At 45.9% G+C, this 20,831-nt stretch carries 19 protein-coding genes; 6 read left to right on the top strand and 13 right to left on the bottom strand.

All coding sequences use genetic code 11. The annotated features are described in order from the left end of the window. Nucleotides 1–35: 35 nt before the first annotated feature. The 11 genes from betT to ACTXGJ_RS05215 form a co-directional block, all read right to left on the bottom strand. Nucleotides 36–2,081 (bottom strand): choline BCCT transporter BetT, encoded by a 2,046-nt coding sequence (gene betT, locus ACTXGJ_RS05265; RefSeq protein ID WP_439244355.1) that lies wholly within the window; start codon nucleotides 2,079–2,081, stop codon nucleotides 36–38. Nucleotides 2,082–2,397: 316 nt separating this feature from the next. Then, nucleotides 2,398–4,098, bottom strand: coding sequence for a choline dehydrogenase (gene betA / locus ACTXGJ_RS05260; protein ID WP_439244357.1), 1,701 nt, complete (start codon nucleotides 4,096–4,098; stop codon nucleotides 2,398–2,400). A 117-nt stretch (nucleotides 4,099–4,215) separates the two neighbouring features. Beyond that, nucleotides 4,216–5,730 carry a betaine-aldehyde dehydrogenase gene (gene betB, locus ACTXGJ_RS05255; protein WP_439244359.1) on the bottom strand — a complete coding sequence of 505 codons (1,515 nt, stop codon included), beginning with the start codon at nucleotides 5,728–5,730 and terminating at the stop codon, nucleotides 4,216–4,218. A gap of 68 nt (nucleotides 5,731–5,798) precedes the next feature. Further along, complete coding sequence (locus ACTXGJ_RS05250) at nucleotides 5,799–6,374, bottom strand: TetR/AcrR family transcriptional regulator (protein ID WP_439244361.1); 576 nt, start codon at nucleotides 6,372–6,374, stop codon at nucleotides 5,799–5,801. 32 nt (nucleotides 6,375–6,406) lie between these two features. Next, a complete protein-coding gene (locus ACTXGJ_RS05245) occupies nucleotides 6,407–6,751 on the bottom strand; it encodes a DMT family transporter (RefSeq protein WP_439244362.1) in 345 nt (114 codons plus the stop codon). Between the two features lie 359 nt (nucleotides 6,752–7,110). Beyond that, nucleotides 7,111–7,269 (bottom strand): amidohydrolase family protein, encoded by a 159-nt coding sequence (locus ACTXGJ_RS05240; RefSeq protein WP_439244380.1) that lies wholly within the window; start codon nucleotides 7,267–7,269, stop codon nucleotides 7,111–7,113. Between the two features lie 140 nt (nucleotides 7,270–7,409). Beyond that, nucleotides 7,410–8,621 carry a low temperature requirement protein A gene (locus ACTXGJ_RS05235; RefSeq protein WP_439244363.1) on the bottom strand — a complete coding sequence of 404 codons (1,212 nt, stop codon included), beginning with the start codon at nucleotides 8,619–8,621 and terminating at the stop codon, nucleotides 7,410–7,412. 37 nt (nucleotides 8,622–8,658) lie between these two features. After that, nucleotides 8,659–9,462 carry an SDR family NAD(P)-dependent oxidoreductase gene (locus ACTXGJ_RS05230; RefSeq protein WP_439244365.1) on the bottom strand — a complete coding sequence of 268 codons (804 nt, stop codon included), beginning with the start codon at nucleotides 9,460–9,462 and terminating at the stop codon, nucleotides 8,659–8,661. Next, entirely contained in the window at nucleotides 9,462–10,586 is a 1,125-nt protein-coding gene (locus tag ACTXGJ_RS05225) for an MBL fold metallo-hydrolase (RefSeq protein ID WP_439244368.1), read from the bottom strand. Before ACTXGJ_RS05225 ends, ACTXGJ_RS05230 begins: the two co-directional genes overlap by 1 nt. A gap of 129 nt (nucleotides 10,587–10,715) precedes the next feature. Next, a complete protein-coding gene (locus ACTXGJ_RS05220) occupies nucleotides 10,716–11,624 on the bottom strand; it encodes a LysR family transcriptional regulator (protein WP_439244370.1) in 909 nt (302 codons plus the stop codon). A 136-nt stretch (nucleotides 11,625–11,760) separates the two neighbouring features. Continuing rightward, the gene (locus ACTXGJ_RS05215) at nucleotides 11,761–12,369 is read right to left on the bottom strand and encodes a YceI family protein (protein ID WP_439244371.1); all 609 of its coding nucleotides are present in this window, start codon (nucleotides 12,367–12,369) and stop codon (nucleotides 11,761–11,763) included. Between the two features lie 539 nt (nucleotides 12,370–12,908). Between ACTXGJ_RS05215 and ACTXGJ_RS05210 the strand changes: the two genes are divergently transcribed. From ACTXGJ_RS05210 to ACTXGJ_RS05200, 3 genes are read left to right on the top strand one after another with little or no spacing between them, the layout of a single operon-like run. Further along, a complete protein-coding gene (locus ACTXGJ_RS05210) occupies nucleotides 12,909–13,301 on the top strand; it encodes a DoxX family protein (RefSeq protein WP_439244372.1) in 393 nt (130 codons plus the stop codon). Between the two features lie 52 nt (nucleotides 13,302–13,353). Further along, nucleotides 13,354–13,908, top strand: a complete 555-nt coding sequence (locus tag ACTXGJ_RS05205) for an NADPH-dependent FMN reductase (protein WP_439244374.1) — start codon at nucleotides 13,354–13,356, stop codon at nucleotides 13,906–13,908. Beyond that, nucleotides 13,901–14,638 (top strand): YoaK family protein, encoded by a 738-nt coding sequence (locus ACTXGJ_RS05200; protein WP_439244375.1) that lies wholly within the window; start codon nucleotides 13,901–13,903, stop codon nucleotides 14,636–14,638. Before ACTXGJ_RS05205 ends, ACTXGJ_RS05200 begins: the two co-directional genes overlap by 8 nt. A 144-nt stretch (nucleotides 14,639–14,782) precedes the next feature. On the opposite strand, the gene ACTXGJ_RS05195 is transcribed toward ACTXGJ_RS05200, so the two are convergent. Then, on the bottom strand, nucleotides 14,783–15,109 hold the full coding sequence (locus ACTXGJ_RS05195) for a GNAT family N-acetyltransferase (protein WP_439243182.1): 327 nt from the start codon (nucleotides 15,107–15,109) through the stop codon (nucleotides 14,783–14,785). Nucleotides 15,110–15,284: 175 nt separating this feature from the next. After that, on the bottom strand, nucleotides 15,285–16,070 hold the full coding sequence (locus ACTXGJ_RS05190; RefSeq protein ID WP_439243184.1) for a UTRA domain-containing protein: 786 nt from the start codon (nucleotides 16,068–16,070) through the stop codon (nucleotides 15,285–15,287). A 252-nt stretch (nucleotides 16,071–16,322) separates the two neighbouring features. Here ACTXGJ_RS05190 and hutU point away from each other — a divergent pair, with 252 nt between their 5' ends. The 3 genes from hutU to hutG all read left to right on the top strand — a co-directional run bounded on the left by hutU (nucleotide 16,323) and on the right by hutG (nucleotide 20,767). Continuing rightward, complete coding sequence (gene hutU, locus ACTXGJ_RS05185) at nucleotides 16,323–18,038, top strand: urocanate hydratase (protein WP_439243186.1); 1,716 nt, start codon at nucleotides 16,323–16,325, stop codon at nucleotides 18,036–18,038. A 73-nt stretch (nucleotides 18,039–18,111) separates the two neighbouring features. Beyond that, nucleotides 18,112–19,674, top strand: coding sequence for a histidine ammonia-lyase (hutH, locus tag ACTXGJ_RS05180; RefSeq protein WP_439243188.1), 1,563 nt, complete (start codon nucleotides 18,112–18,114; stop codon nucleotides 19,672–19,674). Between the two features lie 37 nt (nucleotides 19,675–19,711). Further along, nucleotides 19,712–20,767, top strand: a complete 1,056-nt coding sequence (hutG, locus tag ACTXGJ_RS05175; RefSeq protein WP_439243190.1) for a formimidoylglutamase — start codon at nucleotides 19,712–19,714, stop codon at nucleotides 20,765–20,767. Nucleotides 20,768–20,831 lie beyond the last annotated feature (64 nt).

The following is a 20,831-nucleotide window of genomic DNA, read 5'->3' as shown; positions in this document are numbered from 1 at the left end:
TTATAGGGTCTCTACAAAGCTATATTTATTAAGAATTAACGCTCTAAGTGTAAATACTGCAAGTGGCATTCGTACTGATGCAAGATATCGACGAGCACTTGCTCTTTGGTATAACCTACCAAATCATACTCTTGCGAGCCATCACTCAAGAACACCTCAGCACGGTAGTAGAACTCGGCATGCTTGGTTGAGGTATTCAGGGTGAAATTAGGACGTTCAGCTTTAATGAGATTGACTTCATAAACAAAGTCATCCTCATCGCCATGACCAACGCGCAGTTTGACACCATCTATATGATCGGTATTATGATCCATACTAGCATTGATAGTGTCACTAATATTTTCCACATTATGACTCTCTAAAACAGTATTAAGACCGCCTGCTTGCATCTCTTTTTCAAACTCGCTCATGGCTGGCATGACTACAGTTTGCAAGAATCTCTCCACCTGTGCATGACCTGGGAAGCTGACGATACGTTGCAGACGTGCTTTCCAGCTCTTACCGTTATCGAGGACGTTTGCGGTGCCAACGGTACTGGCTTTGCGCTTATTACCCTCTTCTTTGAGCGACTTCCACATCGACATCATGTAGAGCACCAAGATAAGCGAGAACGGCAAACCAGCAATCACAGATACCGATTGCAAGGAAGCAAACCCGCCTGCGAACAGTAAACCTAAAGTGATAAGACCGGTCGCTGCTGCCCAAAACAAACGCAGCCAAACCGGTGCGTCGGTGTCATTGGTCATACCTCTTGAGCTTAGGTTCGCCAGTACTAAGGCGCCGGAGTCCGCTGAGGTTACAAAGAACACTAAACCGATGACCACGCCTGCGAATGACAAAATATCACTGTAAGGAAAGTACTCAAACAAGGCAAACATGCCCATCGCCGCATCATTGACAGCGATTTCACCAAGCTCTGTCGCACCATTGGCCACTAGGTCTATCGCTGAATTACCAAAGATAGAGAACCAAGCAAAGATAAAGCCAAGCGGGATAAACATCACCCCAAATACAAACTCACGCAACGTGCGGCCACGGCTAATACGCGCGATAAATAAGCCGACAAACGGTGCCCAAGCGACCCACCACGCCCAGAAAAATATCGTCCAGCCTGATTTCCAGTCGGCACCAGCGCTGCCATCATAAGCATAAACATCAAAAGTCTTGTAAACGATGGTCTGGAAGTACTGACCGATACTTTGGGTAAAGGTATTGAGCAAGTATATCGTATTGCCCATCACCAGTATCGCAATCAATAGTAATATCGACGATAGCATGTTGAATTCAGATAAACGACGTACCCCTCGCTCTACACCAGTCATGGCAGAGATAGCCGCAGCAGCGACCACACCTAAGATAATAAGGCTCTGCACCATTTTGCTCGACTCGATACCAAAAACGTGGGTTAAGCCTGCATTGGCCTGCAACACACCGATGCCCAAGCTGGTCGCAATACCCATCAAGGTACAGACGACACCAAAGGTATCAATACCATCGCCGAGCCAGCCTTTGATTAAACGTTCGCCAAAGACCGGAGTCAATGGTGAGCGTAGCGCAAGCGGCATGTTTTTACGATAGGCAAAATAAGCCAAGGCCATACCGATGAGTGCATAAATCCCCCAGCCGTGCAGACCCCAATGTAAAAAGGTTTGCGACAGTGCTTCACGCATCGCCTCGGCACTGGCAGGCTCAAGCCCTGTGTGCGGCGTCAGATAATGCATCAACGGCTCAGAGGCACCAAAGAATAATAAATCGATACCGATACCGGCTGAAAACAGCATCGCTGCCCACGCCAAAAAGGGAAACTGAGCTTTTTCGTGATCTTGTCCCAGCTTGATATCGCCGTATTTAGAAAAGCCCACAAACAACGCAAAAATACTATAAGCAGCAACCACCAGCATGTAGTACCAGCCAAAGCTCTCTGATACCCATGCCATGCCATTACTTAATAATGTCTCGCTATAATCTGGAAACGCTATCGTCCAAATAATCAGTAAAATAGAAATAATAGCTGAACCTAAAAAAACAGTCTTATTTAGACTCAGGGGTTTCGTCGCATCTTCTGATGGCGAACTGTACATAAAAGACCTCAATAGGTAAATGAAACACAGTCTGATATTGCTTTGTCCGTCATAACATAATGAAAAATCACCACGTCATATATACATGAACACATGACGCACAAAGCAGTACCAATCAATAATAATTTGCTAAGCAATGAAATCCACCCTTAGCAAAACCTCAAAAACTAACAATACGAACTGAAATAACTGTCACGCTATAACCCGGTAAAGATAGAAAAGATATAGCGTGAACAGATTAGCGCTGATAAAAAAGACCTTTACTTTGAAAGGCCTTCTTATTGAAATTGTCTTATATTATTCATTGTCCAATAGTTTAAACAACAGAACCATAAGCGCGCATCGGCTCAGCTCGAAGCGGCGCGCCATTGGCGACATAATAGTCCGCTGTCGAGCGTGGTAATTGCTTGCCGCGCATCTTATCGACGATTTTTTCGGCCAGCATAATAGTGGTGGCGTTTAGGTTGCCGCTGATGATGTTCGGCATAATTGACGCATCAACGACGCGCAGACCATCGATACCGTGCACTAGCCCTTCACCATTGACCACCGAATCATTGCCCTCACCCATTGGACAAGTACATGACGGATGATAAGCGGTCTCACTGTGATTACGGACGTACTCATCCAACTGCGCATCAGTCACTAAATCATCGGTTGGGGCGATAGCACGGCCACGATAAGGATCAAGCGCTGGCTGATGCATAATCTCACGGGTGATACGCATCGCCGCGCGGAACTCTTGCCAGTCCTGCTCATGCGACATATAGTTAAATAAGATACTTGGATGCGCGCTTGGGTCTTTTGAGGTGAGCTTGACACGGCCACGACTTGGCGAGCGCAATGAACCGACGTGTGCTTGGAAGCTATGAGAGTTGACTGCACTGCGACCATCGTAACGCACAGCTAATGGCAAGAAATGATATTGGATATTAGGATGGGTAAATTTCTCATCGGTACGGATAAAGCCGCCACCCTCAAACTGATTGGACGCACCAAGACCAGTACCCATAAACAACCACTCAGCACCAATCGCAGGCTTATTCCACCATTTATTGGCAGGGGCAATCGACACCGGCAGTTTGCATTCATACTGCATATACAGCTCTAAATGGTCTTGTAGATTATTACCGACACCTGGCAACTCTAAAATTTCGTTAACGCCTACGTCTTTGAGCCACTGACCAGGGCCAATACCAGAGCGCTGTAGCAACTGCGGTGAAGCAATAGCGCCCGACGAGATAACTACTTCACGAGCGGCATAGAAGTTCTTGGTCTGACCTTGATGCTCGACTTTGACACCGACAGCACGCTTGCCATCGAATAAAATTACATCGGTCAAAGCACCGGTCAAAATGGTGATATTGCTACGCGGTTTGGCACGGTCAAGATACCCGCGAGCCGTTGATGCGCGGCGACCATTGGGTGTGACGAAGCGATCCATTGGCCCAAAGCCTTCTTGCTGATAGCCGTTTAGATCGTCGGTACGCGGATAGCCAGCTTGCACGCCTGCTTCTATCATCGCTTGAAATAGCGGATTGACTCCTGGCTTTGAGGTCGTCATCTCAACTGGACCACCGACGCCATGATAGTCGTTTTCGCCTGCATCACAGTTTTCTGACTTTTTAAAATACGGCAAGCAGTCGAGATACGTCCAATCTGCTAGGCCTTTTATTTTTGCCCAGTCATCAAAATCGAGCGCATTGCCACGGATATAGCACATACCGTTAATCAGTGATGAGCCGCCAAGCCCTTTACCGCGGCCACAGTCCATGACGCGGTTATTCATATAAGGCTCAGGATCGGTTTTATAACCCCAGTTATACGTGGTGCCTTGCAGCGGCATGGCGAGCGCCGCTGGCATCTGCGTGCGAAAGTCTAGACGGTGATCGGGACGACCCGCTTCTAACAGCAACACCTTAATGTTGGCATCTTCGGTCAAACGTGTGGCCAGCACATTGCCTGCTGAGCCTGCACCGACAATGATGTAGTCATATTCAGGTGTGGTTGATGTCATAAAACGCTCCATAATAGTAAGAAATAAATCATTTGATATCAGTAAGGTTGAGTAAAAAGGACAAATTAGCCCTCAGAATACTTGCTTACTTATTAAAGGTTCCATAAGTTCAAATGATTAAAATACCGACTCAAACTTGCCAAGCTCTACTTGGATAGATTTGGTCTGTGTATAGTGCTCAAGGGCTTCGATGCCGTTTTCGCGGCCGATACCTGAATGCTTATAACCGCCAACTGGCATTTGCGCAGGCGATTCACCCCACGTATTTAACCAGCAGATACCGGCTTCAATCTGCCTAATGACTCGATGCGCGCGAGTCAAATCAGCGGTCACCACCCCTGCGGCCAAGCCATACTCGGTATCGTTGGCACGGCGAATGACTTCTTCCTCGGTCTCGTACGTCAATATCGACATCACTGGGCCAAAGATTTCCTCACGCACAATGGTCATATCATCGCTGCAACCGGTAAACACCGTTGGCGCGACAAACGCACCATCAGCAAGCTCGCTGGTTGTCACTCGCTCACCGCCCGCCAATAAACGCGCGCCGCCCGCTTTACCTTGCTCGATATAACCCAGCACCCGCTCCATATGCGGGAAGCTCACCAGTGGCCCCATATTGATGTTTTCATCCATTGGATTGCCCAATTTGATACGTTCGACGCGCGTTAAGATGGCCTCTTCAAACTTGGCTTGTAGCGATTTAGGGATAAAGACGCGCGTGCCATTGGTACAGACCTGACCACTGCTATAGAAGTTCGCCATCATCGCAATGTCAGCAGCGGTATCGATATCGGCATCGTCAAAGATAATCAATGGCGACTTACCACCAAGCTCTAAGGTCACGTCTTTAAGCGACGATGATGCCGCGCTCGTCATGACTTTTTTGCCAGTTGGCACACCGCCCGTGAACGAAACTTTAGCGATATCAGGATGCTGAGTTAAGGCTTCGCCTACTTTATAATCACCTTGCACGACGTTAAAGACGCCATCTGGTAGCCCAGCTTCGGTAAAAATTTCTCCTAGCTTTAATGCGGTTAATGGCGTAACTTCTGATGGTTTAAAAATCATCGCGTTACCTGCAGCCAATGCGGGTGCTGCTTTCCACATGGCGATTTGAATCGGATAATTCCACGCGCCGATACCGGCGACCACGCCGAGTGGCTCACGGCGCGTATAGACAAAGCTGCTATCACGTAGTGGAATCTGACGACCCTCAATCATTGGCGCAAGACCGGCATAATATTCAACGACATCAGCACCAGTGACGATATCGACATACTTGGTCTCAGAGTAAGCTTTACCCGTGTCTTTGGTTTCGAGCAACGCCAGAACATCATTACGCTCGCGCAATATCTCAACGGCCTTTGATAAAATACGGCCACGCTCAACTGCGGTCATCAAAGCCCACACCTTTTGGCCTTGTTGCGCCGCTTTCACCGCTTCATCGATCTGCTCAGTCGTCGTTTGCTGAATGGTCGCCAGCACTTCACCTGTCGCTGGGTTGATATCGTCAAAGGTAGTTAGGGAATCATCGACCGCCAGATAGCGACCGTTGATATAAGCGGTCTGTGTTTGTGTTAAGTCGATGATGTCGTTTAAGTTATTTATGTTTGTCTTAGTAGTTGTCATAAGTTTTCCTTAAGTAAATCATGCCGTTATAGGTTAAGAGTAAAAATAAACGCTGTTTGTATGCACTTTTAAGCGTCAAAGTCGCGCTGCGTCATATTTATCAAGCGCGTACGTAGTGAAGATTTATCCGAGATGTCGATACCCGAAAAGTCCGAGAGCCAAATCCCATCGGCGACCAGACGCACCATACATAGCGTTTCGGTATTGTCGGTGTTGGCGTGTTTTTTTAGCTGCTCGTTTGACCACTCAGCCCAGCGTTCACGCAGCATCCGATCTCCTAGCATCAACACATACAAGGTCGCTTGGCTATTAAACTCTGCCTGCCCTTTTTCGCCCAAGCTGATGGTGGCATCGATATAAGCGCGGGTAAACGAGCCATAGCTAACAGGGTCCTTTGCCATGGCTTGATTAACTTCTGCCTCAAACTTGGCCATCGCATCATAAAACACCTCTAAGATTAGCGCATCTTTGGTAGCAAAATGATGCATCACACCGCCTTTGGTCACGCCGACGGCATCCGCCACCGCTTGAAAGGTCACTTTAGACAAGCCTTGCTCTAGCGTGATACGTGCCGCTTCATCGAGCAGCGCCCGCCGTACAAGCTCTGGTTGTTTCTTACGTTTATGCGCGTTTTGTATTTCCATTTTTATTTCCATGCTCATTTTCACCTAACTGGCTAGTGCACCACAGAATTAGACAATAAGTTCATCACCACCACACCGCCGACGATCATCGCAATGCCGACCATGGCAGCTGTATCGAGGCTTTGCTTAAAAAAGAACACACCGACCAGCGAAGTCAGCACGATACCCAGACCGCCCCACAGCGCATAAGCGATGCCAAGAGGTATGGTCTTGATAGTCTGAGTCAATAAATAAAACGAGATGGCATACAGCACGCCCATAATCAGGGTCGGTACCAAACGTGTGAACTGCTCTGACTTGACCAAAAACGTCGTGCCAACCACTTCACAAATGATAGCAATCGCAAGATAACTGTAAGCAATAGTGGTAGGACTCATAGTTAAATTACCTATTTTAAATCAAGCATACTCTCTCGATTAAGCGTAAAAGGATCAACAATAAATAGTATGAATATATACCAAAGAAACCACACGGTCGGTATTTTATAGAAATAAACTAGCAATGTGAAGGGCTAGTATGTCACTTTGTTGACCTAGCCAGTATTCGTTAATGTCTATTCCTGTCTATTTAGACAATTCTTAGCGACTAATTTTAGCACCATAAAAAAACCGATCTACTTATAGATCGGCTGTTGGCCCCGTAGATAAAACTATTTATTGGTATTATTTTGAACTCTGCCGTAGTACTTCACAGGGGACCAGCTTGGAATGACCGGAGACAGTTTAAGTTCGTACTTTTAATACTCCTTGGCCCCATAAACAGGTTTGCCATAGACAACGGTTAGCACAGATTCGATCCCTTTTATTTTTTCTTCGGGAACGGTAAAGTCACCATCAGACAACAGTACAAAATTTGCATACTTACCAGATTCTAGCGTCCCTTTAACTGTTTGTATATTTGAGAATCAAGTACTTTCTAATTAGGTTTATTTAACAAGTCTTTATAGAATTCATAAAAAATTTTGCTACAAAAAAACGCACTGAATAAACTCAGTGCGTGTTAATAAATAGGGCGTTTTGATAAAGAGTATCGATTTTATTTCGAACTGGCTATAGCTTGCGGCTGCCATTTTTTGTTGTCTTGTTTAAAGCACCAAGTCATGGTTATAGGCGCAAGAATGCTTAGCCAAATGCCATAAGTAATAGGTAAGCCTTGGGTGACTGCCAGATAGCTTAAGCCAATAATAATAGCGGCGAAGACAATCGCGATGAGATTGTGACTTGATTTTCGGCACATCAAAGATCGAAGTAAGGTTAGTGTCAGCAAAAATGCCAAGAGCATAATCATTAATAGCCCCATAGCGTAAGGCTGGGTAATGGTACGATCCATCGTATCCGCCCGGGCATTCGTCACTAAGTTAAGGGCGCTGCCAAGTGCGGCAAGGGTCGCAAAAACAAAAAAATGCCCATAACCAAATAAAAACAAGTCATAACGCCGGCGCACATTATCTAAGATAGTGCCAAAGGGAATAGTAAAGTACAGCCACCATAAGGCAAACACCAGTGCTACTAGGCTTGACCCTAATAAAATAATAACACTAGCTGCTGAGTCGGAATTGACTAAAAAGTACTGAATACTGTTACTGACGCCGAGCACGCCTTCGCCTAAAACAATAATGGTCAGCAGACCGTAGCGCTCAGCGATATGATGCGGGTGCCAGTTGAGGTTCTGCGCCGCCCGCGCCCATAATGGCATCACTAACTCAGCCACTATAAAGATAAATAGCGCAGGCATTTGCATTGTAGCTGGTAAAAACAACCAGAGTATCCAAAGGCTTTGTAGAGTGAGTAATCCTACAATACTACGACTGGCTACCCGCTGATGACCCTCTACTTGTCGGTAGACGCGCCACCACTGACTACAGCTGGCAAGGCGCATGATCGCATAGCCCGTCACCCCTATCCACGTCAGACCTTGCTCAAAAAACTGGTTGATATTAGCCGCGATCATCAGCGAGCCAAACATCTGTAGCATCACTGACAGCCGGTAGTACCAGTCATCAGGGTCATAGCCTGAGGCAAACCAAGTAAAGCTTGTCCAAGCATTCCATAAGATAAAAAAGGCGATAACAAAGGTTAAAAACCCTGAAAAGTCATGGACAAGCAAACGCTGGTGTAAGCCACTTGCAGCGGCAGCAACGGCTATCACATAAACCAAATCGAACAACAGCTCAAGCGTGGTTGAAGCGCGATTGGGCTCATCAGGATCGCGAGCACAAATGTTATCAATAGCAGGCAAGGTCATCATGGGCTATATTCGCTAAGCTAAAAAAGGCTCTACCTTATTATTTTTTGAGCGAAAAAGCCACGGTTTTATGACCTATCCAATTCACCCAGCTGACCGGGAAAAAGCGCAGCTGTAAGCGGATGATATTGGCCATGATGCCAGGTACGACTAAGAACTCTCGGTTTTTTACGCCTTTGAGCATAGATTTGACCGCGTCTTCAATCTTCAGCTCACCTGCTAGCTTTTTCATGCCGACGCCTGCTTCTGCCATCACGCCGACCTCGGCTTGAGTAAGAGGGGTATCGATGGGCGGCGGTGCAAACACGGTGATATCTATGCCTAACGGTTGCCACTCATAACTGATCGATTGCATCATACCCCAAACAGCGAATTTTGAGGCGCTATATGAGCTATAGCCGTAGCTACCGGTGAATGAGGCCATCGAAGCGGTGACCATGACTTGTTTGCCACGGGTTAAGAAAGGCCGCATTGCTGCCAGTACATTACGCGTGCCAAAAACATTGATCGCCATCACGCGCTCGAACTGCTCTTGGCTCATCTCATCAAAGCTCCAAGGGCCAGTAATACCGACAAAATGCATAAGAATATCAGGAGACCTCTCATTGGCAGCAGCCGCTATTTGCTGAGTCGTCATCTCGGCATCCGTGACGTCTAAATCATAGGCGCTGATAGTAGCATTGTCTTTATTTAAGCTTTGCAAAGTAGCGACGCTGTCATCGAGTGATTGTACATCGAATAATACTAAGTGAGCACCTTGCCCAATGAGCTGTCTTGCGGTTTCAAACCCGATACCCGAGGCGGCGCCAGTGATATAGACAGTTTTATCTTTATAGTAGCTCATCAAGCACCTACCTTTTGGGTTGAGCTATTGTTTGCTACATCGGTGTGCAATGAGCCAAACTTAGCTTCACCTATTAGATGACTGACTTTATGACCCGGAATGAGCCAATAAGGAGTCGCTTCGCTACTTGAAGCGCAGTTAGGGAAGTCAGGATTTAGTGAGGGACCAGCAATCGTTTTTTCCATTATCATAGAGATGTATTGATCGGTGCTATCTTCCAGCGTGTTGCCATTTAAGATAACTTCCATCCCTGTTTTTTTGGCATAGCGGCGAATGGCATTTACCTTAGAATTCATCGGTGCATAAGCATCTGCCCCTACGCCATTTTCTGAGGTGACGCGGATGCCATCAGGGACTCTAGCCACTAACGAGTGGTTGCCTTCAGTATGACCTGAGGTATGCACCAGGGCCAAGCCGTCCCCTAACTTAAGACTGCTGGTAAAGGTAACCACCTTATCAGGATCGACGCCTTCGATACCGTTGGGGCAATACCATTCTGCTTGCACAGGGAGTAAGCCTTGCGCACTTTGCCATTCTTTTTCGTGCACTAGTAGTTTGGCATTGGGAAAATAAGCCGCTCTATCCTCATCGGCGGTTTTACTGCCCAGCCATTGCCGTACATCTTGCGTATGCAAGTGATCATAGCTGATGTAGTCGACATCTTCAGGCTTTAGACCAATCTCATCTAGAGCTTGAGTCACGTCACGAAAAATAGGCGCAACTACACTCTCAAGCGGCGACCAATCTGGCATTTTATTCGTTAAGCGCTTAAAGAAGGGAGTCTCGCGATCCGCCTCAATATCAGAGGGTGAAAACAACAAGGTCTTAAGCTCGCCCAAAGCATTGCGAAACTGCACGATGAACAGACGATTAAGAATATGTAGATAAGGGAACTTATAAGTGCTTTGCGTGTAGACACCGCTGTAGGCGTACCATGTCGGATAAGGCACCCGGACCAGATTGACACTTTGATAGTAGGCAACTTCCGGCTCATCCATAAAGCGCTCTCGAAACGCCTCAGCTGCCTTACGCGCCGCTGTTAGGCGCTCTTGCGGTAATGGACTTGTGCGTACATTGTCGAAGTCATCAAGGGCTGTCATCCCTAGTGCTTGTAGATCCATCATACATCTCCTTATGATTAGTGGATTTTAAGATAGTACTATTTGATGCCGTACTATTTTGAAATCATATTAGCAGTAATGGTTTAAGCTTTATAGCGGCTTTTAAAGACTACTAAGTCTGCTCATCAGCGCCTATATCGCTTTATCCCAATAAGGATCATCCCCCAAACGCTCGGCAATAAAGTCGATCAAGTAGCGGCAGCGCTGAGATAAGAATCGATTTTTGGGATAAACAGCATAAGCGTTTAAGGTCGGCAATTGATACTCCTCAAGGAGCGGAACTAAATCACCGCGTGCTACGGTCTTATAGGTGATAAAAGTGGGCAAAAAAGCAATGCCTTGACCTTTTACCGCCATATCGAGTAAAAAGTCGCCATTATTGGCTTTTATTTTTGACTGAGTAGCGACCGTATGAGTTTTACCTTTGGCGTCCGTTAGCTCTATACTGCCATCTTTGCCAAGACCATATTGCAAAAACTGATGGTGCTTAAGATCTTCTAAGGTTTTGGGCGTACCCCTTTCGCTGAGATAATCAGGACTGGCGCAGAGGGCATAACGAATCAGCGCCAAACGCTTGGCTTGATGAGTAGAGTCTTGCAATTCTCTAATGCGAATGGCTAACTCAAAGCCCTCCTCGACCAAATCCACATGACGATCAGAGAAGTCTAACTCGAAGTTCAAGTTGGGATGCTGATTGGCATAATCGTCAATCACCCCGCTAAGATGCATCAAACCAAAAGTCAAAGGCGCGGTCATTTTCAGCGTACCTTCGATACGCGTAGGCGCGCCGCTAGTCTGCTCATTGAGCGCGTCGACCTCATTCAATATGCTGCATGCGCGCTGATAGTACTGCTCACCCGCCTCAGTCAGATTAGATTGACGCGTGGTTCGGCTGATGAGCTGATTACCTAAGCGCGTCTCTAAATCTTTTAAGCGCCGACTTACCGCTGATTTGGCGATATTTAATTGCTCAGCGGCCTTGGTAATACTACCCGCCTCGACAATACGTACAAACATCGCCATGTCTTCAAGCTGTCCCATCTTAACGGCCTTTTATTGTTTGTTTGAAAAACTAAGGGAGATTCTATCTAGAGAACCTCCCTTATTACATTAAAAAATGAGCTACAAATCAAGCGGCTATATACTTATCAGTAGCACTTTAATCACTTAAAACCGTCTATTTAAGATCGGCTTTTTTGCTGCCTTCAACTTGCACCACTAGCTTGACGTTTTTCATTATGCCGCCATCCGTATAGGTATCGATACCCCACTTGGTTCTATCAATAGTGGTCTCAAAATCACCACCACAAGCCTCAACGCCTAATATTGGACTATCGTAGCAATTAAACTTAGTCGCTGTTAGAGTCACTGGATGCGTCTCACCTAATAAAGTTAAATCGCCGGTGACTGTCTTAACTTTGTCACCAGCAAACTGCCAGTTGGTAGATTTAAAATAAGCCGTTGGATACTCTTTAACATTAAAAAAATCTTCAGATTTAAGATGATTATCAAAGGCTTTGAGCCCTGTGCTTAAGCTGCCCATGGGAATGGTAATGCCAACAAAACCCTTTTTTGCTTCAGGCGCGTACTCAAGAATACCTGACAAGTCATAGAAACCACCTGCATTGGTAGAAGTACCAAAGTGGTCTACAGAGAAGCGTACTGCAGTGTGATGGGGGTCAAGCTCATAAGTTGCAGCGTGAGCGACAGTGCTCAGCACCCCAAGACCACTGATAGCGGCGATAGCGATAGCACGATTGGTTTGCTTTAAAAATTGTGAGGTCATATTGAATAATCCTTTTATTAAGTACAGCCTTGTTGAGTACAGAGGTTTAAATGAGTTTAAGCTCAATTTTTATTAAGCCTGTTTAATATTTTACGAAACTAAGTCTAGCAAAGACTAGAAAAAATAAATGCCAAAGCTGCTAAAGATAGGTGTTATTGCGTTGCTTTTTGTACGGTTTTATAAGAATCACTTATAAAGTGATCGTTCTTGCTGTATAAGCACGATATTGAATACAAGCACTCTTTGTACAGCTACTTTTAGTAAGGCAATATTGATAGCTTGAGCATATTTAGTTTATCGTTAATAAAAACCTAATGTAGAGGCTCTAGATCAATACCTCAACTTAGTATAAGTAACGTGAGCCATAAATTTAACCATATTTTATGCCTTAGTATTGTTCTTATATTAAGAACTCATATTTGTAATTAAGATGGTTTATTACATTTTAGGTAACGACTATAATAGCGTCATTATTAAGCTTATCAACAATATTTTAACTTATGAAACCTTAACCTATAAATTATTTTTGGAGACTCACTATGGATAAGTTACAAGATTTAAGTGCACCGATTGGTCGTTTATTTATATCAATGATTTTTATTTTTTCAGGCTTTACTAAGATTACAGGATATGCAGGTACGGCAGGCTATATGGAATCTATGGGCGTGCCTAGTATGCTGCTGCCGTTAGTCATTGCCGTTGAAATACTCGGCGGTATTGCGGTACTTATTGGTTTTAAAGCTCGCCTGGCTTCTATCTTGATGGCTGGATTCAGTATTGTATCTGCCATTATTTTTCACCAGTTCTGGAACGATGAGTCGCAGATGAACCCCTTTATGAAAAACATCGCGATGGCGGGTGGTTTTTTGATGATCTTTGCTCATGGTCCAGGTGCTTACTCGATCGACAATCGTAATCGCCGTAAAATCTAGTATACTAAACGCCTTATAGTATATGGTTTTACATCATCATTAAGGACTTATTATGAGCGCACCACTGAACATTGCTCTGATTATCGGTAGCTTGCGAGCAGCGTCTATCAATCGTAAATTCGCCGAGTACATTGTCTCGCAAATGCCTGATAACGTAGATATACAAGAGGTACATATCGCCGATTTACCGGTTTATAATCAGGATTTTGATGAGACGACTATAGACAGTTATGAGCGCGTCCGTAGACAATTAAAAGCTGCCGATGCCGTACTTATCGTTACGCCAGAGCATAACCGTACTATGCCTGCTGCCCTCAAAAACGTTATCGACATCGGCTCTCGTCCTTATAAAGAAAACATTTGGACAAGCAAAAAGGTAGCTGTTGCAACAGCGTCCCCTAGTACTTACGGTGCTAGAGATAGCGGTTTAGATGTGCGTAAAAGCATGCAGATGCTATCGGCGAAGGTGATGATCAGTCCTGAGGTATACTTAGGTAATGCTACTGACAGCTTAGATGAAGAGGGCCAAGTCAGCGAGCGTACACAGAAATTTCTACAGAGATTTGTAGACAGCTTTGTAGACTTCGCTGGCAATACCAATGCCTAAAGCTCAAGCTAGCAATCATTCTCGTCACCCGCTAGAGGATAAGTCGCCAAGTTTTTGGCAGCGCTATCAAGCGCCCATCTTACTGACAGTGGTTGGCGGCGCGATTGATACGATTGGCTTTATTACTTTGTTTGGCTTTTTCACCGCTCATGTCACGGGTAACTTAGTGCTGGCGGGTAGCGGTTTGGTTAAAGGGGAAGATGGCTTATGGATCAAGCTTGCATCTGTGCCGCTGTTTATTCTGACAGTTGTGATTACGAAGATATATATTGATAAAAGTAAACATCAGCAGCGGGTGCTCAGTCATTTATTACTCGCAGAAGCGCTGTTTTTAACCGCTTTTATGAGCGCAGGACTGTCTTTTCAGCCCTTTACTGAAGCGGGTGACATGACAGTTGCGATCACTGGCGGCTTAGGGTTAACTGCACTTGCTATTCGCAATACTGCTAGCAAAACGGTCATTAAGCACATGAGCCCAACCGTACTTATGACCGGTAATACCACGCAATTAGGTATTGGCTTATCAGATTATCTGGCGAATCGTAGCGCTGATAATGCCAAAAAACTCGGTCATAGTACAGCGCTGGTTATCAGCTTTGTGATTGGCGCTCTACTTGGCGCAATACTTTATGTCAATCTAAGCTATTGGGCGGTCGGTTTATTTGTGATGCCGGTGCTGTACTTATCTTGGCTGGCACGTGATCCAGAGTTTTTACAAAACATTAGCTAGCTTTAAGGTTATCTAAGCGATAGAGCGTTTAAATTCACTTGTACTTTATCTTTAGCTATCTACTCTTTGAGCAATAAAAAAGCCATGATTCGTCATGGCTTTTTTATCGACTATTGCTATCGTACTATTTATTTCGCTTTGATCTTAAGCTGTTGCGTCATGAAATACCGAATTGGCTTGATATTCTGGATGCTTGTCGATATAAGATTTTACATAAGGACAGGTGGGTTTGACTCGTAAGCCTTTTGCCGCTGCATCTTCTAAGATATATTTGACTAAATAGCCTGCGATACCTTGACCGCCAAGCGCATCAGGTACTTCAGTATGCTTATACTCAATACCCTTCTCGCCTTGAGAAGTGGTAAAGAACTCATAGTCCTCTAAAGCAATTTGATCATCGATATGAATCTCAAAACGTTTTTTATCTTTATTATCAATAACTTCGTAATTCATCTCACCTTGATTTGACATTATTATCCTCTTTTTATGGTTTGGATTTAACACGCCAATTTATGTTAGCAGCTTATGTCAACAACAGCTCAGATATTATAGTACGTTAATTGTATGCTTTTTATAGCTTAACCTCTCTTATCTTGATAACAGCAATAAGCGTTTGTTTTAGAGTTGAAACAGCAGTCATCACTAATCATAGCTCTCCTGCGAACTGATAGCGCTCGCCGGCATGCCACATCTTTACCACCGTTAGCACCTTGCCTGCAGAATAAGTCTGGCGCTGTAGCATTAAAGTTGGCGAATCAGGGGCTATTTGCAAAGCTTTGGCAATATCTTTAGGCGCTGCTAGCGCTTGAATAGTGTAGCTTCCTCGCTCTAACGGAATCTGCTCAATTAGATAGTCGCTAGTGTTCACTACCCTAAAATCTTGCTCTATAAAGTCAGGCAACTGCTGGGCCGCGACCCAGCGCTCTTCGAACTGTATCGGTAGATCATTAGCCAGATGGATAATCTTCACTTCATATACCAGCGCTTGCGACAGATCCTCTTTTGCTAACTGAGCGCTATTATTCTGCTTAGGCTTTGCCGCGGTATAGTCAAACTTATCGCGCAATTCTTCTGGTAGCGCTTCTGCTAAGGTCTCTTGGGTAATACTACGTTTGCTCACCACTTGGGCTTGATAGTCGTGATTGGCTGATTTTAGATCCTCAGCGATATTACGCACCTCTACAAAAGTATGGTTAAATTGCTGCTGTGCCACAAAGGTGCCAGACCCTTGTCTGCGCTCAAGTACCCGCTCTTCGCTGAGCTCTTTTAGCGCTCGATTGACTGTCATCCGCGACACACCAAACTCTTCTGCTAGCGCCATTTCAGTAGATATCGCCTCTCCTGCCTGCCATTTACCGCTATGAATATTGTGCAAAATCGCTGTTTTGATACGCTGATACGCCGGACTTTTTTTTGTTTTTTCAGTTTTCATTTTAGTTATACCCATTACTTAACACCGTTATTACTGGTCATCCACCTTCATTGCGAAAACACCCTCATCAGATTATGAGCTTTACTATAACCATCATCGTACGATTTTGACAGAATAAATAATTATAAAAAGTGCTTGCAAGCCAATTTAATTCTTGATAATTTGTATATACAACTTATTCATACTAATATTTATAGCGTAATTATTTTATGGTTACCGAAACTCCTCTTTAGACAATCATAAGGAACGATGATGACTACTCAATCTGCGCCGCAAATCCCTACCTTTACTCGTCGTGACGACAGCCGTGAAATCGCCGCACCTACAGGAAGTGAGCTTCATTGTAAAAGCTGGCTCACTGAAGCGCCTTTTCGTATGCTACAAAACAACTTGCATCCTGATGTCGCCGAAAACCCAAAAAGTCTAGTCGTTTATGGCGGTATTGGCCGCGCTGCTCGCAACTGGGAAAGTTACGATCAAATCCTAGAATCTTTAAAAGAGTTAGAAGACGATGAGACATTATTAGTGCAATCAGGCAAACCGGTGGGCGTGTTTCAAACCCATGAAGACGCGCCACGCGTACTCATTGCCAATTCCAACCTTGTACCGCGCTGGGCCACGTGGGAGCATTTCAACGAGCTGGATCGTAAAGACCTATTTATGTATGGGCAGATGACCGCGGGGAGCTGGATATATATCGGTACTCAAGGCATTGTGCAAGGTACTTATGAGACTTTTGTGGAAGCAGGTCGACAGCATTATGATGGTGATTGGAGCGGGCGTTGGATATTGACTGCGGGACTTGGCGGTATGGGCGGCGCGCAGCCTTTGGCCGCGACTTTTGCTGGCGCATGCTCACTGAACATCGAGTGCCAACAGTCGAGTATTGATTTTCGTTTGCGTACCGGTTACGTCGACAAGCAAGCTGACGATCTCAACCATGCTTATAAGCTCATTAAAGAGCATACTGCCGCAGGCGAAGCTATTTCTATCGCCCTGCTCGGCAATGCCGCCGACCTCCTGCCAGAGATGGTTAAGCGCGCCAAAGACGGCGAGATAAAACCTGATCTAGTCACTGACCAAACTTCTGCGCATGATCTAATCAATGGTTACCTGCCTAGTGGCTGGACGGTTGCAGAATGGAAAGCGGCGCAAGAAGATCCAAGTCAATACGAAACACTGACCAAAGCGGCGGCACAGTCTTGCGCGGTGCATGTGCAAGCGATTCTTGACTTACAAGCGATGGGAGTCCCAGCGACAGATTATGGCAATAATATTCGTCAGGTCGCTTTTGATGAAGGCATTAAAGACGCTTTTAACTTCCCAGGCTTCGTGCCCGCTTATATCCGTCCGCTGTTCTGCCAAGGTAAAGGCCCGTTTCGCTGGGTGGCGTTATCCGGTGACCCTGAGGACATTTTTAAGACCGATCAAAAGATCAAAGAGCTATTCCCTGAAAACCAGCACATCCATCGTTGGCTCGATATGGCAAAAGAGCGCATTCACTTCCAGGGTCTGCCTGCGCGTATTTGCTGGTTGGGACTTGGTGAGCGCGACAAAGCAGGCCTCGCGTTCAACGAGATGGTTAAAAATGGTGAGCTAAAAGGGCCTATTGTCATCGGCCGTGATCATTTAGATACCGGTTCGGTTGCTAGCCCCAACAGGGAAACTGAGAGCATGAAAGATGGCACGGATGCAGTCTCTGATTGGGCGCTCCTAAACGCTATGCTCAATGTTGCAGGCGGCGCCACTTGGGTATCCCTGCACCATGGCGGCGGCGTCGGTATGGGCTACTCTCAGCACTCAGGCATGGTGATCGTCGCTGACGGTACGGATGCAGCAGCCAAACGTTTATCCCGCGTGCTGGTTAATGATTGCGGGTCAGGGGTGATGCGTCATGCTGACGCCGGCTACGAGCTAGCTATTAAAACGGCGCAAGACTATGGTCTGAATTTGCCGATGATTAAATAGGTATTAGTCGACTACCCCACAAAGCAATCGTATTATTTAAAATTCAAAAAACCTACTTATTAGGATAGCTTTTATGACCACTATAAAGAAAATGACCCTAACGCCCCGTCAGCTTAGCTTTGCTATGTTACGTGATATTTATGATTATCCCGTAACGCTAACCCTACCTGATAGTGCTTATGACGCTATCGACGCCTCACACGAAGACGTTCGTACTATCATCGCTCGTGATAAGAGCGCTTATGGGATTAACACCGGCTTTGGATTACTCGCTAAGACCCGCATCAGCGATGAGCAATTAGAGCTACTACAACGTAATCTGATTATCTCGCATTCAGTAGGTACAGGTGAGGCCTTACCTGCTGACGTGGTCAGACTGATCATGGTAATGAAAGTTGCCAGTCTCGCGCAAGGCGTCTCAGGCGTGCGCCGCCTCGTTGTCGATAGCTTACTTGGTTTAATTAACAACCAAATCACTCCGCATATTCCAGCTAAGGGCTCAGTTGGCGCTTCAGGTGATCTAGCACCGCTCTCGCATATGACGCTGGCGATTATGGGTGAAGGGCAAGTGTTTGTGAAAGGCGAGCTAGTACCAGCCGCCGACGCCCTAGCACAGCATGGTCTTGAGCCGATCACCCTTGCAGCAAAAGAAGGTCTGGCACTGATCAATGGTACGCAAGTCTCAACCGCTCTAGCGCTGCGGGGTTATTTCCACGCGCGTGATTTATTAGAGACCGCTACTATCGTCGGCTCGATGTCGATCGATGCGGCCAAAGGTTCAGATGCACCGTTCGATGCACGTATTCATGAAGTGCGTGGTCATCATGGCCAGATTCAGATCGCGCAAGCGCATAGAAGTTTGATTGAAGGTAGCGCGATTCGTGCCTCTCATGACGGTGAGCAAGACGATCGCGTACAAGATCCCTACTGCTTGCGCTGTCAGCCACAAGTGATGGGCGCCTGCTTAGATATTATCAATCAAGCGGGACAAACACTACTCATCGAAGCCAATGCGGTGACCGATAACCCGCTGATCTTCAATAACGAAGATGGACCAGTAGCTATCTCAGGCGGTAACTTCCATGCCGAGCCGGTGGCCTTTGCTGCTGATATTTTGGCATTAGCGATTGCTGAGATAGGCTCGATGTCTGAGCGCCGAGTCGCCCTACTAATTGATGCCACTTTGTCAGCAGGCTTGCCGCCATTCTTGGTTGAGAACGCTGGGGTGAACTCAGGCTTTATGATTGCCCATGTGACCGCCGCGGCGCTGGCTTCAGAAAACAAATCTATCGCCCATCCGGGTAGCGTGGATAGTATCCCAACTTCTGCTAATCAAGAAGACCATGTGTCGATGGCGACATATTGTGCGCGCCGACTGTATGAGATGGTACAAAATACGGCGACTATTATTGGCATTGAGCTGTTAGCAGCAGGACAAGGTATTGACTTCCGTCAGGACCTTGATACCTCGAAGCCTTTACAAACAGCGCATCAGCGTCTGCGCGAGCAAGTGAGCTTTTATGATAAAGACCGCTATCTTGCGCCTGATATTGAAGCGGCTAAGCAGATTGTATTGACGCGTACCTTAACCGAGCATTGGTCAGAGCTGCGCGATCAGTGGTATTTGTCTGAGTAAGTCAGTTAAACTTTTATCAGTTAAAAGGGTATCATCAATGACTAATACTGCTATTCATCACGTAGCTGCGGATATGAGCCTATGGACAGGTCGTAGCGAACCGTTTGAAACGGAGCGCGCCCGCTATTGGTATCAGCTTGCTCAGCCTTATACTTTTGATAAAACAAGCCAACACATCGCTTTAGTAGGTTTCGCTTGCGATCAAGGCGTGCGCCGTAATCAAGGCCGCATTGGCGCGAGGGCAGCACCGCCGCTATTAAAAAGTACTTTTGCCAGTCTTCCTGTTATCAGTGCATTGCAAGATAACTTTGATGGCGAGTTGCCAACCTTATTGGGTGATGCTGGCAACGTCGAATGCGATGATAATGATGAGTTTGCTGAGCAGATTTTAGAGGAAGCGCAGCAGCGCTATGCCGATGTGGTCACTAGTATTATCAAACAAGGCAGTCTAGCTATCGGGCTTGGCGGTGGTCACGCTATCGCCTATGGTAGCTTTTTGGGCCTATGGCAAGCGCTGCAAATAAAGCATAATAATCAAGATCAGATAAAGGCTCAGGCGATGCCTACTATCGGTATCATTAATTTTGATGCGCACCTTGATATTCGTGCCTCTAATGTTGCCACATCCGGTACGCCTTTTCGGCAAATCGCTGAGCACCTACAAGCTTTTAACCAACCTTTTCATTACTGCTGCATTGGTGTCAGCCGATTATCAAACACGGCTGCCCTATTTGATCGTGCCGATGATTTAGGCGTGCAAATCATTAGCGATGAAGATTGCGCTAATAAAAAATGGAAAAAAATTGCGGCGCAAATAGAAACCTTTATTAATAACGTCGATATTATCTATTTAACCATTGATATGGATTGCCTGCCAGCAAGCGTGGTGCCCGGGGTCAGCGCTCCGGCCGCTTATGGTATCGATTTGGCCTTTGTTGAGCGCGCGGTCAAACTTATTATGGCATCCAGCAAAGTTAAAATGGCCGATATCGCTGAAATTAACCCGACTTATGATGTCGATAACCGCAGTTGTAAAGTCGCTGCACGTCTATTAGCGACTATCGTTGAGAGGCATCTGTTACCGTCAAATTAAAATAAGTTAGGTGCGGGGTGATTTCTAAGCACCAGCCAAAAGTTATGATAATAATGGATGGAAT

The organism is Psychrobacter sp. 1Y11 (assembly GCF_052259045.1).
Taxonomy (GTDB): Bacteria; Pseudomonadota; Gammaproteobacteria; order Pseudomonadales; family Moraxellaceae; genus Psychrobacter.
This window is presented reverse-complemented; position numbering and strand designations above follow the sequence as displayed.

What these genes read in the sequence shown, in the direction of transcription:
- ACTXGJ_RS05235 (WP_439244363.1), bottom strand. Translation starts at nt 8,621, where the DNA reads ATGATGACCTTGCCTGCTATTGATAACATTTGTGCTCGCGATCCTGAT.
- ACTXGJ_RS05195 (WP_439243182.1), bottom strand. Translation starts at nt 15,109, where the DNA reads ATGTCAAATCAAGGTGAGATGAATTACGAAGTTATTGATAATAAAGAT.
- ACTXGJ_RS05215 (WP_439244371.1), bottom strand. Translation starts at nt 12,369, where the DNA reads ATGACCTCACAATTTTTAAAGCAAACCAATCGTGCTATCGCTATCGCC.
- ACTXGJ_RS05220 (WP_439244370.1), bottom strand. Translation starts at nt 11,624, where the DNA reads ATGGGACAGCTTGAAGACATGGCGATGTTTGTACGTATTGTCGAGGCG.
- hutG (WP_439243190.1), top strand. Translation starts at nt 19,712, where the DNA reads ATGACTAATACTGCTATTCATCACGTAGCTGCGGATATGAGCCTATGG.
- ACTXGJ_RS05250 (WP_439244361.1), bottom strand. Translation starts at nt 6,374, where the DNA reads ATGGAAATACAAAACGCGCATAAACGTAAGAAACAACCAGAGCTTGTA.
- ACTXGJ_RS05200 (WP_439244375.1), top strand. Translation starts at nt 13,901, where the DNA reads ATGCCTAAAGCTCAAGCTAGCAATCATTCTCGTCACCCGCTAGAGGAT.
- ACTXGJ_RS05245 (WP_439244362.1), bottom strand. Translation starts at nt 6,751, where the DNA reads ATGAGTCCTACCACTATTGCTTACAGTTATCTTGCGATTGCTATCATT.
- ACTXGJ_RS05210 (WP_439244372.1), top strand. Translation starts at nt 12,909, where the DNA reads ATGGATAAGTTACAAGATTTAAGTGCACCGATTGGTCGTTTATTTATA.
- hutU (WP_439243186.1), top strand. Translation starts at nt 16,323, where the DNA reads ATGACTACTCAATCTGCGCCGCAAATCCCTACCTTTACTCGTCGTGAC.
- ACTXGJ_RS05190 (WP_439243184.1), bottom strand. Translation starts at nt 16,070, where the DNA reads ATGAAAACTGAAAAAACAAAAAAAAGTCCGGCGTATCAGCGTATCAAA.
- ACTXGJ_RS05205 (WP_439244374.1), top strand. Translation starts at nt 13,354, where the DNA reads ATGAGCGCACCACTGAACATTGCTCTGATTATCGGTAGCTTGCGAGCA.
- ACTXGJ_RS05225 (WP_439244368.1), bottom strand. Translation starts at nt 10,586, where the DNA reads ATGATGGATCTACAAGCACTAGGGATGACAGCCCTTGATGACTTCGAC.
- betA (WP_439244357.1), bottom strand. Translation starts at nt 4,098, where the DNA reads ATGACATCAACCACACCTGAATATGACTACATCATTGTCGGTGCAGGC.
- ACTXGJ_RS05230 (WP_439244365.1), bottom strand. Translation starts at nt 9,462, where the DNA reads ATGAGCTACTATAAAGATAAAACTGTCTATATCACTGGCGCCGCCTCG.
- betB (WP_439244359.1), bottom strand. Translation starts at nt 5,730, where the DNA reads ATGACAACTACTAAGACAAACATAAATAACTTAAACGACATCATCGAC.
- hutH (WP_439243188.1), top strand. Translation starts at nt 18,112, where the DNA reads ATGACCACTATAAAGAAAATGACCCTAACGCCCCGTCAGCTTAGCTTT.
- betT (WP_439244355.1), bottom strand. Translation starts at nt 2,081, where the DNA reads ATGTACAGTTCGCCATCAGAAGATGCGACGAAACCCCTGAGTCTAAAT.